Below are 16614 nucleotides of genomic sequence, written 5' to 3'. Positions count from 1 at the left end.
CTCCTTTCTTTTGAAGGACTTATGATCTGAACTGCTCCTTTAAAAAGGCATTCCGGCGGCTGATGCGCTCTTCCTCTGTCAGTTCTTCCGTTTCCGTTTCAGACAACGGGACAGCTGCATAGTAGGCCAGTGTCTTGTCTTTCCAGTCCTGATAGGAACTGGCAGAATGGCCATATGCAGCATATTCCTCTCTGTTTTCCCTGAATTCTTCCAGGAATAAACACATATCTGCATTTTCAGAGGACGACAGGTCTTTGCCATTGAAGGTAATGGAGCACTCCCAGCGGTCGTGTTCCGGCGGACGCTTCACATCGATCCGGAAGCCGAGCTCCCGGATCTGATCCAGCTGGAAGAGAAACTGCATGACGTCTGCCATATTGGTCAGCGGCTTCTCCTGCGTGTCATAGCCGGTCAGATAAGTAGAAGTGGTGTCCAGTACCCCGGCAAGCTCGTTGATCATGGCGAGCGACACTTCAATCTCTCCGCTTTCGTATTTCTGGATTGTGCGGAGGGATTTACCAAGTGCGGCTGCCAGCTGAGTCTGATTCATACCTTTTTGCTTTCGGGCAGTTCGGATTCTCAGTCCGATCTGTTTCGTATCATGTTTCATGATTGAATTCACCTCTCTTTCGTCCATCTTATCACATTAAAATACGAATTACAAGTGCGGATTTCTAGAAATACATCTTGACGTACGCAATTTTAATGCGTATAATAAAATACGAACTAATAGTGCGGTTCGTGTGCAGAGAAAGGAAATAGTGAAATGAAAAATGCACTAAAAATACGGATATGGAATCCGGAAGGAGGTGAAGAGAATGGAAAAGAAAATGTATGTGGAGCTGCCGCCGTTTACAGGCAGAAATGTTCCGATCAAAGAGATCGCCCGGGCAATGGGAAAAGATCCCCATTACGTCCGACTTGCCATCCAGCAGGGTGCCGTCAAGTTCGGAGTGGCCATGAAGGTGGGAGACGCCAGCGAATTCAGTTATTACTGTCCGGACCGTAAAGTCTGGGAAGAAACCGGATACTTCCGGGATGTGACAAAAGAAAAAGCCCATGCATGATCGCAGGGGCAAATTCTCCAGAGGTATTGCTACACTCTGACCTAGCAACTCAAGTATAGCAAATACCTCTGCGAGATACAATGAAAAATTTCAGCAGAGGAGGTTATAAGTGAATATATTTCAGGAAGTAAAATCATACGTTACCGCAAAGCAGGCGGCGGAGCAGTACGGGATCCGGGTCGGCAGGAACCAGATGGCATGCTGTCCGTTTCATGACGATCATCATCCCAGCATGAAAATTGATACTAATTATTACTGTTTTGCCTGCGGAGCAAAAGGAGATGTGATCGGGCTGACTGCCGGCCTGTTCGGTCTGGCGCCTTACGAAGCGGCCAGAAAACTGATCGAAGATTTTCAGCTGCCGGTAACAGCAGAGAAGTGTCAGGAAAGACGAAAAAAATACAGAAACAGGAATCCGGTTTCTGTTAAAAAGAAGATGACAGACTGGCACCGGCATGCGGTAAAAGTCCTGACCGACTATCTGTCGTGGATCCGGTTCTGGAAACGGTTCTACGGATCGGAACCGGGCGCCTTTGAGCAGGAACAATTTCTGGAGGCGTTGGAAAACGAGAGGAAAATCAATGATTATCTGGATATTCTTCTGACCGGAAGCGGAGAAGAAATTACAGAATTCTTTATCTGTAAGCGGAAGGAGGTGGCGGAGATTGAGCAGCATGTGGAACGATATCAGCGAAGAGTCCATGCGGAAATTAGAGCGTATTGCAGAAAATGAAATGCTGACTCAGGAAGAAATCCGGGAGAACCTGGACGTGACAGAGAAAGGCAAGATCCGTCAGTCGATCCAGAACTGCAAATATGCGCTGGAGCATGATCCGTATCTGCAGGGAGCAATTTGCAGAAATGAAATGACCTGCCAGATCGATATTATGAAAAAGGTTCCATGGAAACGTCGGGGCGTCCAGATGACGGATACGGATATGAACAATCTGTCCCTTTATCTGGAAAAGAATTATGGACTGACCAGTGACAGGGTGATCGCCAAGGCGGTGGATATTGTGGCAAACGATAACAGCTTCCATCCTATCATTGATTTGCTGGAAAGTCTGATCTGGGACGGAACGCCGAGGATCCGCAACATGCTTATCCATTTCTTCGGGGCGTCTGATCCGGAATATTCCGGTGAGATCATGAAAATGCATATGCTTGCTGCCATCAGCCGTCTGTATGACCCTGGGAAGAAATATGATATCATGCTCTGTCTGGTAGGCGGACAGGGAACCGGGAAATCTACATTTTTCAAATATCTGGCGATCCGGGATGAGTGGTTTACCGATGATGTGAAACGGCTGGATGATAAGCGGGTTTATGAATATCTGCAGGGCCACTGGATTGTAGAAATGTCAGAAATGAACGCAGTGGCCAATGCCAGGAGTATTGAAGAAACAAAATCATTCCTGAGCAGACAGAAGGACACCTATCGGATTCCTTATGAGAGGCGGGCAGAAGACCGGTACCGGCAGTGTGTATTCTGCGGAACTTCCAATGATCTTGCATTCCTGCCCTTTGACAGGACAGGAAACCGCCGGTTCGGACCGGTCAGAGTATGCCCGGAAAAAGCGGAAACGACCATTTACAGTAATGAGAAAGAGTCCAGGGAATACATCCTGCAGGCATGGGCAGAGGCCATGGAGATCTACCGCAGCGGAGATTTTTCCCTCACATTCTCGCCGGATATGGAAGATTATGTGAAAGCACTCCAGAAAGAATTTATGCCGGAAGATACCCAGACGGGCATGATCCAGGCGTTCCTGGACCGTTATGAGGAAGACTATGTATGTTCTACCATCATTTATCAGGAAGTGTTCCACCATGAAGGGATGGTGCCGAAATGGCAGTCCAAAGAGATTGGCGACCTGATGGATAATGAGATCATCGGATGGGAAAAACACGGGACACACCGGTTCCCGGGAAGTCTTGGAACTCAGCGTTCGTGGAAACGGATCCATCCGAAAAAAGACGGGAACGGCTTTATAAATATAGATGAAAATACAGAGCTGCCCTTTGAATAAAAGATAACTTTTAAAATGTTTTGAGCCTTGTTTACAAAAGTTTGTTTACACAAAAAAAAATGAGAAATCTGTAAACAAGAACCTGTAAACAGGATGAAAAAAACTTTGAAAGTTAAAAACCAGAGAAAAGGAAACAGCCCGGATACGGGCATAAAATAACAGGCGGATACGCCGGAAACCAAGCCCTCGGCGCATGAGAGCGAAATACACCCATCGCGCAGATCTGAAGATCTGCACTCTGTGTATTTCGCGACTGCGTCGGGCCGGGACGCCCCGCAGGGCGGCTCAGAACCGAAAGACCGGTTCATTTCTGACGTACCACCGCCGGAAAGGAGATGTATGGCAAATGAAAAGAATTGTTTTATCCAGACGGTCAAGCTGCCTCACGTCCAGGGCAGGGTACGTTATATCTCGGATCCAAAGCGGCAGGAAAATCTGTATGCTGCCTATACCAGCGCGGATCCGAAATTCTGGCAGTATCTGTCAAAGGAGAATCAGGCGGATTTTGCCAGAAGCGGAACGGAAGGGAAATGTATTGAGGCCAGGGAACTGATCATCATGCTGCCGCTTGGCCTGATCCATTATGATCATGATACGCTGCTGAAATATTTTACTGCGAAATTTGTGGAACGGTACGGCGTGGCTGTGGCAAGCGCCCTTCACCACAATAAACGGAAAACCAATCTTCATATCCATCTTATTTTTTCAGAGAGAAAGGCTTATGATGAGCCGGTGGAGAAGATCGCCTCAAGAAATATGTTTTATGATGAAACAGGGAAACATGTCCGGACGAAGAAAGAAATTCTGGATGAAAATGGAGAAATCCGTTCCGGCTGCAGGATCATCAAAAAAGGGGAGGTTTATGAAAAACATTTCTTCCAGCCTAAGAATCCGGAATTCAAGTCAAAAAAATTTACAGAGGATATGAAATATTTCTATACGGATCTGATCAATGAACTGGTGCAGGATCCGGCGGAGAAACTGAAGGTGTTTGATAAGAACAGTCCGTATCTTCCCACCAGAAAGATCGGGAAAAATAATCCGAAAGCAGAGGAGATACGGATCGATAATTATCTCCGGCAGGAGTGGAACAACATGGTAGACCGGGCGGTAGTGGAAGGCGTGACCGAAGAGGAACTGCGCTTTGCAAAGAAAAAAGAGATCACAGATCCGGCGGCAGAATCCATCCGAAGGTCAGGGTGGAAACCGCAGATTTTCCAGACGATCCTGCAAAAGGCGATTGGAAAGCTGCGGGGTTTTATCCAGTATATCAAAGAACTCCGAAATGCAGAATATGACGAGAATGGACAGCCAATATTTCACCGTGACCTGAAATTTGATGTGACGCCGGCGCCGCTGCCGGAGATTGCAAAAGGGAAAAGACCATCTTCAGCAATGCAGGAAGCAGAAGTAATGAGGCTGGATAACATTCTGCAGAAGATGAAGAAAGCAGAGCAGAGGATCTATGCTGTCGAGAAAGTTCTGATTCGACTGGAGAAAGAACGGAAGGATATTGACGGGAAATGGTTTCATGGAAAAGAAAAGCGGGAAATGGATCAGAAGATTGCCGGAAAACAGCAGGAACTGAAAAAAGCGAAGGCTACACTCGCCGGAATACCTGGACTGCATGGATATGAAAATGCGCTGACAGTGAAAAAAGCATATGCAGCTGCAACGAAGGAACTGGAAGAAATCCGCAACAGGCAGAAAGAATGGGATCAGAAAAGTGTTCCGGAAAAACAGTATCTGGTGATCCGAAGTAATAAGCCGGAACAGAGGGCAGAGCGGCAAAGTGTACTGGAGCAGCTGGATAAAAAGAAACGGGAGCTGGAAAAGAGGCAGCGAACAAAGAAACGGGGATATGACAGAGATTGTCTGTAAAAAAATGTTCACAGGAAAAGCAACCGTTTTATGCCGGAGAGCTACGGTTGCTTTTCCTAAACTGATATGAATTTGTACTGATCGACTGTGAACGGGAATGAAGCTGTCGACAGATCAATAAATGGCAGGTGGATTGCCAGATGGTCTACACCAGTCCGCTAAAAAATTCAGATATATCAGCGCTGAAAATCTTGCTGAGAGCAACAAGCTCACTGACTTTAATGTTCATCCGGTTGGTTTCAATTTTTGCATAGGTGCTTTTGGATATTTCAATTCCCATGAGCTGAAGGCGGGCGATCACCTGATCCTGCGTCATGTTTGAAGCTTTTCTTAATCGCTGGATATTATGTCCAATATCCATATCCGGTCTGAGTTTCTGCATATCTGTACAACTCCTGAAAATTCGTAATAAAGAAATATATCTTGATTGTATGCAGTATTGAGATTATAATGTTTCGTAATAAAGAAATGTTTCGCGATAGAGAAAGGATGGGCAGAACATGAACGTAGATAAAATATTTGAGAGAGCAACCATCAGGGGAGTTGCGGATTATCTTCTGTTTGGCTTGGGACCGGATGAAGATGACAGGAGTTATGAGGAGCGGCTGGATGAGATTTATATGAGATTTGAAAAGGCTGTGGGAAAGTATGATAAAAATCCGACGTCCGAACTGTTGGATCTGTGTAATGAACTCAGCAGTGAGACAGCCAGCGTGTATACAGAAATAGGGCTGCAGGCGGGCATACTGCTGATGATGGATATGATCAGGAATATGACTGAAAAGAAAAAAGAAACGGCAACAGACAATGTGTAAATTAGACGGAGGACTGATATTACGGTCCTCTTTTTATGTGGACAAAAATATTTACAAATAAGAACATACATTCGAAAAAAGTACTTGATTTTAAGACTGCCTGATAGTATAATTAGGGAAAAATCAGGTACAGAATATTTCCCAGGAGTGATGAGGATGAAACAGGTACATTTAAGAATTGATGATGAGTTATACAATGAGCTGAACACATATTCCACAATGACTGATCAGACAATGCAGGACTGTGTGCGTGAGGCAGTTGCCTATTATGTTACAGATATGAGAAGAAAGCAGCAGAGTGTCAAAGACAGACGATTTACATTTATAGATCTGTTTGCGGGCATTGGTGGAATGAGAATTGCTTTTGAACGGGCCGGCGGGCACTGTGTATATTCCAATGAGTGGAATAAATACAGCCAGCAGACGTATTTTGCAAATTTCGGCGAGCAGCCGGAAGGAGATATTACCCAGGTCCCGGCGTTATCCATACCAGATCATGATATTCTGGTTGCAGGATTTCCCTGCCAGCCCTTTTCAATTGCCGGAGTTTCAAAGAAAAAAAGTCTGGGACGTGCAACGGGATTCGAAGATAAAACACAGGGGACTCTCTTTTTTGATGTGTGCCGGATCTTAAAGGAAAAGAGACCGAAAGCCTTTATGCTGGAGAATGTGAAAAATCTTTGCAGTCACGATAAAGGCAGAACTTTCAAAGTTATACTGGAGTCTCTGGATGAATTGAATTACAGTGTATTTTATGCTGTGCTGGATGGACAGAACTATGTTCCTCAGCACAGGGAACGTATTGTGATTGTTGGATTTGACAGAGAACGGTACGGAAGTGAAGTTGATTTTGAATTCAGTCTGACTCCGAAAGATCCTAAACCGGTAATGAGAGATATTCTGGAGAAGAAGGTGGATGACAAGTATACTCTTTCCGATAAATTATGGACTTATCTTCAGAATTACGCTGCAAAACATAAAGCAGCCGGAAATGGTTTCGGATATGGAATTGCACCACTGAACGGAGTATCAAGAACAATCAGTGCAAGGTATTACAAAGACGGATCAGAAATACTGATTGCCCAGCGAGGGAAAAATCCGAGAAGACTGACTCCGAGAGAATGTGCGAGACTGCAGGGATTCCCGGATGATTTTAAGATACCGGTATCTGATACGCAGGCTTATAAGCAGTTTGGAAATTCAGTAGTAGTGCCGTTGATGGAAAATGTGGCAAAGTTAATTGTATCCCGACTTAACGAACTGGATACGGAGATAAATTATGGGGAAGATGAAGGATGGAGACGGGTTATTTAAACAAATATTTTTCAGGTGTGGCAGTAAAAAAGTTGTCTGAGGTAGAAACAAATTTAAAAGTTAGTAATCAACATGAATATAATGCAAAAAAACCAATGGATCAGATTTTTGGCACAGAAGTACCAAAAAAGGAATTTGACAGTTTGTTTCTATATATGAACGATGAAGACACAATAAGTGCTGATGGAAAATTAACTTGGTATGATGCCAGATATAATCATCCAACACGAACAGAATGGCGCTTATATTATCCGACAACGGAAGTGTCAAAGCAGGCAAAAACAGGAGACAGCCTGTTTATATGTAAAAAGACAGACGGTACGCTGCTTATTATTATTGCACAAAAAGACAGTACCATAGAGAGCCAGCTGTACTGGTTATTTGGAGTGGAGAAAAATAGCGCAGACAAGTTTGTCAGTAAAACTGATTTTGATACAGGAAATGACGAAATTGAATTTGCAGCCAGAACAATATTAGAGCAGATAGGAATAGAATATGAAGATAAAAGTATAGAGTCTTATTTGGAACCGCTTTTATCAGAATTTAACGGAGGATTTCCTTCTACAAAAGAGTTTTCAGAATATGCAAGAAATACGGTTACAGATGTAGATCCGATTGGCGATCCGGATATTACTTTGGTGAAATGGGTCAACAGGGAGGAAGCGCTTTTTAAATTATTGGAGCAATATCTGATAAAAGAACGGCTAAGAAGAGGGTTTGTAGTGCAGGGAGAAGTTGATGTGGATGCATTTATTCAGTTTTCTCTTTCTGTGCATAATAGAAGAAAAAGTCGGGCGGGACTGTCACTGGAAAATCACATTGAAGCACTGTTGAAATCACAGAATATCATTTATACGCACACACCAATAACAGAGAACAAATCTAAACCGGATTTTATATTTCCATGTATAGAAGCGTATAGAGATCTTAGGTACGATTCAACTTATCTGACTATGCTGGGGGCTAAAAGTACATGTAAAGACAGATGGCGTCAGGTCTTGTCGGAGGCAGACAGGATAGAGAAGAAACATTTGCTTACCTTGGAGTCAGCTATCAGTGAAAACCAGACAAATGAAATGATAGATAAACAACTGCAACTGGTTGTTCCTTTACCAATTCATGATACTTATTCAACAACTCAGAGAATGTGGCTTTATACTATGAAAATGTTTCTTGAAGAAGTAAAAGAAAAACAAAAATTTTATGAAAGTAGAATGTAGTAGTTATGGATATTGTAACGCCAGAGCAACGCAGTAGAAATATGGCAGCTATTCGTTCGCGCAATACAAAGCCGGAAATATGGTTTAGAAAACAACTTTTCTCCCAAGGATACAGATACAGCCTTAATACAAATAAAGTGCCAGGACATCCGGACATTTATCTGCGGAAATACAACACTGCGGTATTTGTTCACGGATGTTTTTGGCATAGACATACAGGATGTAAGTATGCTTATATGCCAAAGTCAAGGGTAGAATTTTGGCAGAAAAAATTTGATACAAATGTTAAAAGAGATAGCATTGTAAAAAGAGAGTTGGCGGACAAAAGGATAAAATGTTTGATTGTATGGGAGTGTACAATCAAAAAAATGCGAAAAGATTATGATGCTCTTAATCGCTGCCTTAAAGTGGTAATAGAGTTTTTAAACGATAATAATAGTTATTTAGAACTTTAATTTGCACTTTGAAATAATTGGAAGCCCTGTAATATTACAAATATTAATTAAAGGAAAAGGAGAAGAAAATGAAAGTACATTATGATAAAGCTATTGATGATGAGATAAAAAAATTAATAGTGCATGATATAGAAGAATTTTTGGAATGCTTTCAGCCTATAGAAAATAATTTATATATTATTATAGATAAATGCACTAATGCAGTATTTTGTGAATGCCATATTAAGGCAGATATATTATTGGATTTATGTACTGTAGATGTTCCGCTTGATCCAGATGAACAATCAGATTATAGGGCAAATCGTGAATTAGTTGAAGATAGCGGTGCGTTTTTGAAAATGAAGATGGATGCTAAAAATGGTAGAGTTTTTAGTAATATTGTTGCAGAATATAATACAGATTTTGATGAAAGTCACCCTTTAAAAATTGTAGGAGGTCAGCATAGAATAAAAGCAATCGAGGAAGCTTTGGCAGAAGATGTTTGTGAATATCATGGCGTGAAAATTTATTTTAATCTCAATATGGAACAAAGATTGGATGTACAATTAATTTCTAATACGAATATTGCAGTTTCTTCTGATTTGTTGGACCGAATGATGGAGACCGTAAAAGGTCCTGAATTAAGAGAATGGTGCCACAATGTGGGGTTACTTGATGCGAAAAGTGACTTTGCAGATAAAAAACAAAGGGGCGATAGTATTACTGTCAGGGAGGCCAGAACTTTTATAATAAATTATTATTTGGGATCCCAAATTAAAGAATTTGAAAAAGAAAAAACCGATGGAATTATAGCAAAAACCGGAGGAATAGATGATGATTGGGAAACATTAAAAATTGATTATCCGGATTGGTGGAAAAACGAACAATTACTGACTGCAGGAAGAGAATTTGCAAGATTAGCTAATAAACAGAAAGAGTATTATTCGGAAGATGGGAAAAAGGTTTCAAGAGAATACGCTGATAAAGCGTTTAATTATGCAGTATTAGCCGCATGGGCATTTGTAGCAGGATTGCTTAAGGATAATAAAGTCAGGTTAGAAAGACACTATAGTTTGCCAGAGAATTCAAAAAAAGATCCATTAAATGCTGAGGCTTTGGCGGCAGCTAGGCATAAGAGTGATCCGGAAAATTATAGAGGACTAGGAACAAGAACAGATGCTAAAGAAAGAGGAAGATTAATTGAGTTATTCTATCTACAAGCAGAAAAAGGGCAAGGAATAGGGAAGAGTTTAATAACTTTGGCACTAAGCAAGTATTTTGCAAAACAGGCTAATTTAGAAGTGATAAAGGCTGAACAAAGGATGAAATAATGGAACAGTTTGATTTTTTTGGACAACAATTATTTGAAGAGGCTAAGTATTATTTGGAAAATGCAAAGTTGGAAAGTGAGAATGCTGCAAAAGCAGAAGCTTTTATGCATGCCAGTTTGCTTTTAGGCATGAGTGCGTTAGAAGCATATGTTAATTCGATTTCTGAAGAATTATGCAAATCTTTTAATTTAAGTATATACGAGAGATCGTTGCTATCTGAAAAACAGATAAAAATAAATAACGGAAGCTTGGATCTGAGTAGCAGTTTGAAAATGATTAGGTTGATAGATAGAATAGAATTTATATATTGTAAGTATTCTCATAAAGCTATAACAAATGAAGATGAGTGGGATAGAAGTATTAAGCAAACGATTGATTTGAGAAATAATCTTGTTCATCCAAAAACCAAGATACAAATTTCATATACACAGGTAGAAACTGCGTTAAATAGTATACTAAATACAGTTAATAAACTATTTAATGCCGTTTATAAGCAAAATGTTCCCATTTTTAATTATGGATTACAGTCGATTTACTTAGAGTGAACATAATATTCCCTATATCATTTGGGTATGATTTGGGTATTAGAGAGGTGTCCTCAATCATGTTCAGTCTTAGACAGTTTGTAACGCATCTGCAACAAATCCTGGCTGAATCCCCGTATTTCCGCCATTTTCGGTTACCCAAACGATAATCGGATACAACAATATACGATCCAGACGCCGCAAGGCGCTGCATGGCCTCCCAGGACAGATGTACTGGGAGGTTTTTGTATTTCTTAAAGCAATAATTGAAAACAAACGGGTGTTCTGTTAAAATAAACATAATTACTTATATTTAGAATTACGGCATGGTGTATTAGAACAAGTAAATCATTAAAAGGAAGAGGCTGCGGTTATGAAGTTTGAAGATTTTCAGGGAATAGAAGCGACACATTTGGATTACAAAGTGTCTTTAGAAAAAGAAAAACCTAAGAGCTGGTTAAAATCTGTTGTGGCGTTTGCAAATACAAAGGGCGGTCATATTCTCTTTGGTGTGACTGATAATGGGCATGAACCGGTAGGACTTGATGATGCACAGAGTACAGCAAGTAAAATTTCAGAGCTTTTAACTTCAAGAGTAGAACCACCGGTACGCTACACGTTAACGCCTTTCAGCAGCAGAATAGAAGGCAGGTTATGTATTGACCTTGAAGTAGCTAATGGACCTCATTATCCATATTACTATGTTCATGAAAAAACAAGAGAAATATATGTAAGGCGAGGAGACAGATCTGAAATCGCTACTGTAATTGAACAGAACAATCTGATTCTGAAAGGAATGAATAAAACATATGATTCCCTTCCCAGTTCCTATAACTTATCAGATGTCAGTTTTACACTGCTCGCAGCTACATTTAAAAAGGAAACAGGGGACGATTTCGATTTGACAAAAGATCTTGTTTCGATGGGGTTCGTGACAGAAGATGGAATAGTAACAAATGCCGGATTGCTTCTTTGTGATCAAGGCTATTTAAAACAATCAAAAGTCGTATGCACTAGATGGAAAGGTATAGAAAAAGGCTCTGTAGAAGGAGAGGCATTAGATGATGAGGAATTTACAGGCGTAAGCTTAATAACGCTTTTGGCAAATGCGGAGGCTTTTATCCGCACTAACTCGAAGAATCCGTGGTCGATTCGGGGAATGCGTCGGGAAGAGAAAAGTGATTACCCTTTTAAAGCTGTCCGGGAAGTGTTGGTGAATGCGCTCATTCACAGGGATTATCAGAGTATAGGCGCAGAAGTGCATGTGGATATGTACGATGACAGAATGGAAATATCCTCTCCTGGCGGAATGATTAATGGGAGTCGGATACAAGATATGGATTTAAGGCGTGTGCCATCCATGCGGCGAAATGAGATTATTTCCGATACTTTTGGAAGGCTTCATTATATGGAACGCCGGGGAAGTGGTATTCGGAGAATCCTTAATTCTTATGTTGATTATGCAGAGCAACCGGAATTCTATTCTGACGAATATTTTTTTGTTGTAACTTTGCCAAATCGAAGTGAAGCCCGTTCCGCACAGTTGGAACTAGAATTAGAAATTGGAAACGCAAAACTGCAACAATCTTCCTATAAACTGCAACAATCTTCTGATAAACCGCAACTTTCTCTTGGAGATATGCAATTTTCTATGGGGGAAAAGGAGAAAGAAGAGTTGAGAAAGTGGCTTAAATGTAAGGCAGGAAGGAATTTCAATAAGAGAAATTTAGAAAAGTTGCTGGAATTATTGGAGAAATACGGATCAGAGTATTATTTTAATCGGACGGCAATAGCAAATGCTTTCGGTATTTCGGAGAACACAGCATCAAGAATTATTAGAAAATCGGTGGATTGCGGAATTATGCGAAAAGAGAAAAATGGCGAGTACTATTTTAACATGTAATAGCCCCAAATGTAGGATTTGGGATACAACTATCGTATATTGTAAAAGTGCTGATAGAAATTCAGGAGGAAGCAATTGTTTATAGATGGAATAAATTTCCCTAATGAAATAATAGAAGCAATAAGAAAGAATAACTTTGTGGTATTTGCAGGAGCAGGCGCATCTGTGGATGCGCCCACATCACTTCCCGATTTTGTAGACCTGGCAAAGAAGATTGCTGAGGGGACTGGAGAAATATTAAAAGAAGATGATACTTGCGAGGCATTTCTCGGATATCTGAAGTCAAAAAGTATAGATGTAAATAAACAGGCTGCAGAATTATTATCGGGTACATGCCTTAAGCACAATCAAACACATGAAGCAATCATTGATCTGTTTGCGGATCCTTCCAAAATAAAAATTATTACAACCAATTATGACCAGATGTTTGAGCAAGTATTGGAGTCAAGAGGACTGAGCGTTTCTGCATATAATGCTCCGGCACTGCCATTAGGAAATGATGTGGACGGTATTATTCATGTTCATGGTAATATTAATAATCCTAAATATATGGTGCTTACAGATGAAGATTTTGGAAAGGCATATTTGACGGAAGGCTATGCCGCCAGATTCTTAATAAAATTATTTCAATCATATACAATCCTTTTTATTGGATATAGTTATAGAGATACCATTTTACGTTATTTAACACGTGCTATGGACAGGCTCCCTGAAAAGACAAGGTTTATCTTAACAGATGAAGAACAGTCAGATTGGAAGCTGCTTGGATTAACGCCTATCTATTTTCCGTCTAAGAATTACGGAAAAATGAGAGAAGGGCTTATTAAACTTGGTCAAAGAGCCAAAAGAGGCTTGCTTGATTGGGATAATATGATTAAAGAATTTAAGAGTGAGCCGCCGCGGGATATTGCATTAGATACAGAGATTGATTATTGTTTGGATAGTGTGGAAAGATCACGAGTTTTGGCGAATAACATTCATGGGAAAGAGTGGATTTTAGCATTAAACGAGAAAGGTGTTTTTGACAATCTGTTTATGCCAGAGGCGGTTCTGTCAGAGAAAGATCAAATCTGGATGCAATGGATTGTTGATGAGTGTTTGGGAAAAGAGAATGAGACTTTTAAAATCTTATATTTAAATAATGGCAATAAGATTCATTTCCAATTTGCATCGCTAATACTTAGAAAACTCGAATTAGGTAATGATAGCATTCCAGATGTTGTATATAAAGAGTATATAATTGTTTTAGATTCTTACATAACAGATTCCTGGACAATATTACGATTGATAGAAATTTTATCAAAACGTGGGATGTATTCTCTTTGTTACAAATTGTTTGTGAAATATTTTGAAGTTCAATTTGTGTTTAAGAATAATGCATTTGGCAGTAAGGATGGAATTGCATATAAGCATAGATTCAGAGGAGAACAATGTCAAATTGAGGAATCATGGAAACGCTGTAAAGAACAATTTTTAAATTCTTATGCTGAACAATTTTTATATTTTGTAAAAGAAACCATCTTAAATCTGCATAATACGTACTTGCTTTTAAACGGAGAAGACAAACCAGAACCATGGGAAATGGCTATGCTTGTGATAGAGGATAGAGAGGACTATTCCAGACAAAATCCGCTCTATTTCTTATGCACTATTTTTTGTGAAAGTTGTAAGCTTCTGGAATGCAAACATCCAGAGCGAATGAAAGTATTTTTAGAAAGCTGTTTAAGTGAATCCTCTGCTTTGTTAAAAAAGCTATGTTTAAAGGCATTAAGGGAATGTGAAAGAATCTCTTCATGCGATAAATTTGATATATTTATAAATAATTCTTCTATTTCTTTTTTTGAAGGGAAAGAGCAGATATTTTTATTGATCGAGAAAATATTTAATGATTTAACGGAAGATAAACAAAAGAAGTTGATAGATGAAATTGAGGCTCTGGATACGCATGTCAGTGAATACCCTATATATAATTGGTGTGTATGGATCAAGAAATTCTGTAGTACTAACGATAGAATAAATGAATTAGAAAAAGAAATATTGTCTCGAAATCATTTTGAACCACGTCAGCATCCAGAACGAGATATTGACATGGGAGAAGCTGTATGGTCCGGTGATCAAAGTCCTATTACACAAGAGCAAATGCTTGAATCTGATTTGCAACAGCTTGTCGATTTACTAAACAACTACAATGAAGATCCATTTGAGGGTCCAACCAGGTGGGGAATGCTGAAGACATTTTCTGAGTGCATTAAAAGTGATTACGAGTGGACGTCAAAAATTATAAAAATATTCATTGATGGGTGTATCGAGAAAGAGGATGCATGGCAAAGATTATTGATCGGTATCCAAGACTCAAATTTTAAAGTAGATCAGTTGATCGCTTTGATTGATCGGTTTGCTGCAAAGATGGAGATTGTAAAAGATATTTGTGGGTTGTCTGAAATATTTTTAAAAATAGTAAAAAGCGAAGAAACGAAAAAACGATTTATTACTATAGAAAATAAATTGTTTGGAATTGCTGATACGATTTGGAATTATCGGCAGGAAGATTTTGTTCAGTCTGACAGATTAATAGAAACGGCGATGAATACCGGTTTGGGAAATATTTTGCGTAGCAGTATTTATATGCTTTCTTATTGTGATGAGACCCAAGGAATTCCAGAAAGATATAAAAGTTTTTGGGAAAAGAATTTATTGTTAGAAGGGAAAGAGAAGAATATTGTATTATGCATATTGGCTGGTTATTTCAATTTTTTGTATTTAAGGGATCAGGAATGGTGCACGGATAAGTTTGCTGAAATATTAAGTGGAATAGATCAACAATCCTTTGTGGCTGCATGGGAAGGGATAGTTTACTTTTCGCGGTATTTAAATAAAGATGTGGCAGATGTTATGGGGCCAATATATTTGAGAGCGGTCAAGAATCTTAATTGGCTGGAAGGAGAAGCCAGAAGAGGTTTTATAGACTTATATTTGCTTCTTTTGATATATGTTGTGGAGGACCCCTGTTTAGAATATATTCCTCGATTTTATGATATAGCAGAGGAACAGGATTTAGAATTATTTATACAGGAAATGGGATATAGATTAGGGGATATGGATGACAACGGAAAGAAAGTTTTGTGGACTGGATGGTTGAAGCAGTATTTGACCTATCGTTATGAAAACAAACCAACAATGCTTACTGAAAAGGAGAAAGAATTGTTCTTAAGCTGGCTTCCGGAGTTAGGACAACTTTTTGAAGAGGCTGTAAATATTATTTGCCAAGATAAGATGGCTCAACACATAGATACGCTATCTTTACGCAGACTTGATAAAAGTAAACTTGTTTTACAATACCCGCATCCGATGATTCGATTGCTGACCAAAATGCTTAATGATGGTACAAAATTTGATTATTACGGGGAATATCTTGGTAATATTTATAGAGAATGCAAAGGAATATCGCAAGAAGAAGAAAAAGAATTCCAAGAAGCACTTTTAAAAAGAGGTATGAGTATTTGAGAAGAGAGGCGTCCTCAATCGTGTTCAGTCTTCTGCGGTTTGCAACGCATTTGCAACAAATTCCAGCGGCATCCCCGTATTTCCGCCATTTTCGGTTACCCAAACGTTAATCTCGGTTACCCAAGAGATAATCAAAGCGTTTACGCAGAATACCAAGAGAAATCTTATCCCGGAAGTTTCGACTTCCGGGATTTTTCAAACAAATCTGAAATCATTTCATATATATGCAGGCAGTTTTTACTTTTTTGGTAACAGATGAACTGCCGGACGGTTCTATAACCAGAAAAACAATTCCTAACCGTAAGAATCAGGAAAAGAATACGGTTTAGATACCGGAAACTCGAATTCCAACTGTAAGAATTGCGACGGGATACGGTTCGACACCCAGAAATTCAAAATCCAACCGTAAGAATTACGGCGGAAGTACGGTTTTGATATCAGAAACTTCAAATTCAACCGTAAATATCGCAACAGGAATACGGTTTAAATACCCAAAATTCCAAATTCAACCGTAAGAATCAGGGGAAAGATACGGCTCAGATACTAGAAACCTTGATTTTAACCGTGTTAGCGTCGGGCGATTTTCGCCAT

14 protein-coding genes are annotated in these 16614 nt (G+C 39.7%); 12 read left to right on the top strand and 2 right to left on the bottom strand.

Annotated elements, in window-relative coordinates; all coding sequences use genetic code 11:
* Positions 1-19: 19 nt before the first annotated feature.
* A complete protein-coding gene (locus FNY66_RS12900) occupies positions 20-610 on the bottom strand; it encodes a helix-turn-helix domain-containing protein (protein ID WP_070087365.1) in 591 nt (196 codons plus the stop codon).
* A 208-nt stretch (positions 611-818) separates the two neighbouring features.
* Here FNY66_RS12900 and FNY66_RS12895 point away from each other — a divergent pair, with 208 nt between their 5' ends.
* The 4 genes from FNY66_RS12895 to FNY66_RS12880 all read left to right on the top strand — a co-directional run bounded on the left by FNY66_RS12895 (position 819) and on the right by FNY66_RS12880 (position 4978).
* On the top strand, positions 819-1067 hold the full coding sequence (locus FNY66_RS12895) for a hypothetical protein (RefSeq protein ID WP_150311416.1): 249 nt from the start codon (positions 819-821) through the stop codon (positions 1065-1067).
* Between the two features lie 109 nt (positions 1068-1176).
* Complete coding sequence (locus FNY66_RS12890; RefSeq protein WP_150311415.1) at positions 1177-1800, top strand: CHC2 zinc finger domain-containing protein; 624 nt, start codon at positions 1177-1179, stop codon at positions 1798-1800.
* Complete coding sequence (locus FNY66_RS12885) at positions 1769-3097, top strand: VapE domain-containing protein (RefSeq protein ID WP_456299299.1); 1329 nt, start codon at positions 1769-1771, stop codon at positions 3095-3097. The genes FNY66_RS12890 and FNY66_RS12885 overlap by 32 nt, the downstream gene beginning before the upstream one ends.
* 339 nt (positions 3098-3436) lie before the next feature.
* Positions 3437-4978, top strand: coding sequence for a MobA/MobL family protein (locus FNY66_RS12880; RefSeq protein ID WP_150311414.1), 1542 nt, complete (start codon positions 3437-3439; stop codon positions 4976-4978).
* 145 nt (positions 4979-5123) lie between these two features.
* On the opposite strand, the gene FNY66_RS12875 is transcribed toward FNY66_RS12880, so the two are convergent.
* Positions 5124-5360, bottom strand: coding sequence for a helix-turn-helix domain-containing protein (locus tag FNY66_RS12875; protein WP_150311413.1), 237 nt, complete (start codon positions 5358-5360; stop codon positions 5124-5126).
* A gap of 118 nt (positions 5361-5478) precedes the next feature.
* On the opposite strand from FNY66_RS12875, the gene FNY66_RS12870 reads away from it, so the two are divergent.
* From FNY66_RS12870 to FNY66_RS12835, 8 genes are all read left to right on the top strand, one after another.
* On the top strand, positions 5479-5793 hold the full coding sequence (locus FNY66_RS12870; protein WP_150311412.1) for a hypothetical protein: 315 nt from the start codon (positions 5479-5481) through the stop codon (positions 5791-5793).
* Between the two features lie 156 nt (positions 5794-5949).
* Positions 5950-7107, top strand: a complete 1158-nt coding sequence (gene dcm / locus FNY66_RS12865) for a DNA (cytosine-5-)-methyltransferase (protein ID WP_150311411.1) — start codon at positions 5950-5952, stop codon at positions 7105-7107.
* Complete coding sequence (locus FNY66_RS12860; RefSeq protein WP_150311410.1) at positions 7089-8327, top strand: type II restriction endonuclease; 1239 nt, start codon at positions 7089-7091, stop codon at positions 8325-8327. The genes dcm and FNY66_RS12860 overlap by 19 nt, the downstream gene beginning before the upstream one ends.
* Before the next feature lie 5 nt (positions 8328-8332).
* Complete coding sequence (locus tag FNY66_RS12855) at positions 8333-8782, top strand: very short patch repair endonuclease (RefSeq protein ID WP_150311409.1); 450 nt, start codon at positions 8333-8335, stop codon at positions 8780-8782.
* Between the two features lie 68 nt (positions 8783-8850).
* The gene (locus FNY66_RS12850; protein ID WP_202879166.1) at positions 8851-10092 is read left to right on the top strand and encodes a ParB N-terminal domain-containing protein; all 1242 of its coding nucleotides are present in this window, start codon (positions 8851-8853) and stop codon (positions 10090-10092) included.
* Complete coding sequence (locus FNY66_RS12845; RefSeq protein WP_150311408.1) at positions 10092-10637, top strand: hypothetical protein; 546 nt, start codon at positions 10092-10094, stop codon at positions 10635-10637. Before FNY66_RS12850 ends, FNY66_RS12845 begins: the two co-directional genes overlap by 1 nt.
* Before the next feature lie 352 nt (positions 10638-10989).
* On the top strand, positions 10990-12519 hold the full coding sequence (locus FNY66_RS12840; protein ID WP_150311407.1) for an ATP-binding protein: 1530 nt from the start codon (positions 10990-10992) through the stop codon (positions 12517-12519).
* A 75-nt stretch (positions 12520-12594) separates the two neighbouring features.
* Positions 12595-16023: an SIR2 family protein gene (locus FNY66_RS12835; RefSeq protein ID WP_150311406.1), complete on the top strand. Its 3429-nt coding sequence runs from the start codon at positions 12595-12597 to the stop codon at positions 16021-16023.
* The last annotated feature ends 591 nt before the right edge of the window (positions 16024-16614 follow it).

Origin of the sequence: Mediterraneibacter catenae, assembly GCF_008691045.1 — a bacterium.
GTDB classification, from domain to species: domain Bacteria; phylum Bacillota; class Clostridia; order Lachnospirales; family Lachnospiraceae; genus Mediterraneibacter; species Mediterraneibacter ornithocaccae.
Note: the sequence above shows the minus strand (reverse complement) of the source record. Positions and strands in the feature narration are given on the sequence as shown.

Excerpts from the sequence above, each read along its gene's own strand:
- FNY66_RS12900 (WP_070087365.1), bottom strand. The coding sequence starts at position 610 with ATGAAACATGATACGAAACAGATCGGACTGAGAATCCGAACTGCCCGA.
- FNY66_RS12895 (WP_150311416.1), top strand. The coding sequence starts at position 819 with ATGGAAAAGAAAATGTATGTGGAGCTGCCGCCGTTTACAGGCAGAAAT.
- FNY66_RS12885 (WP_456299299.1), top strand. The coding sequence starts at position 1,769 with ATGCGGAAATTAGAGCGTATTGCAGAAAATGAAATGCTGACTCAGGAA.
- FNY66_RS12880 (WP_150311414.1), top strand. The coding sequence starts at position 3,437 with ATGGCAAATGAAAAGAATTGTTTTATCCAGACGGTCAAGCTGCCTCAC.
- FNY66_RS12875 (WP_150311413.1), bottom strand. The coding sequence starts at position 5,360 with ATGCAGAAACTCAGACCGGATATGGATATTGGACATAATATCCAGCGA.
- FNY66_RS12870 (WP_150311412.1), top strand. The coding sequence starts at position 5,479 with ATGAACGTAGATAAAATATTTGAGAGAGCAACCATCAGGGGAGTTGCG.
- dcm (WP_150311411.1), top strand. The coding sequence starts at position 5,950 with ATGAAACAGGTACATTTAAGAATTGATGATGAGTTATACAATGAGCTG.
- FNY66_RS12860 (WP_150311410.1), top strand. The coding sequence starts at position 7,089 with ATGGAGACGGGTTATTTAAACAAATATTTTTCAGGTGTGGCAGTAAAA.
- FNY66_RS12855 (WP_150311409.1), top strand. The coding sequence starts at position 8,333 with ATGGATATTGTAACGCCAGAGCAACGCAGTAGAAATATGGCAGCTATT.
- FNY66_RS12850 (WP_202879166.1), top strand. The coding sequence starts at position 8,851 with ATGAAAGTACATTATGATAAAGCTATTGATGATGAGATAAAAAAATTA.
- FNY66_RS12845 (WP_150311408.1), top strand. The coding sequence starts at position 10,092 with ATGGAACAGTTTGATTTTTTTGGACAACAATTATTTGAAGAGGCTAAG.
- FNY66_RS12840 (WP_150311407.1), top strand. The coding sequence starts at position 10,990 with ATGAAGTTTGAAGATTTTCAGGGAATAGAAGCGACACATTTGGATTAC.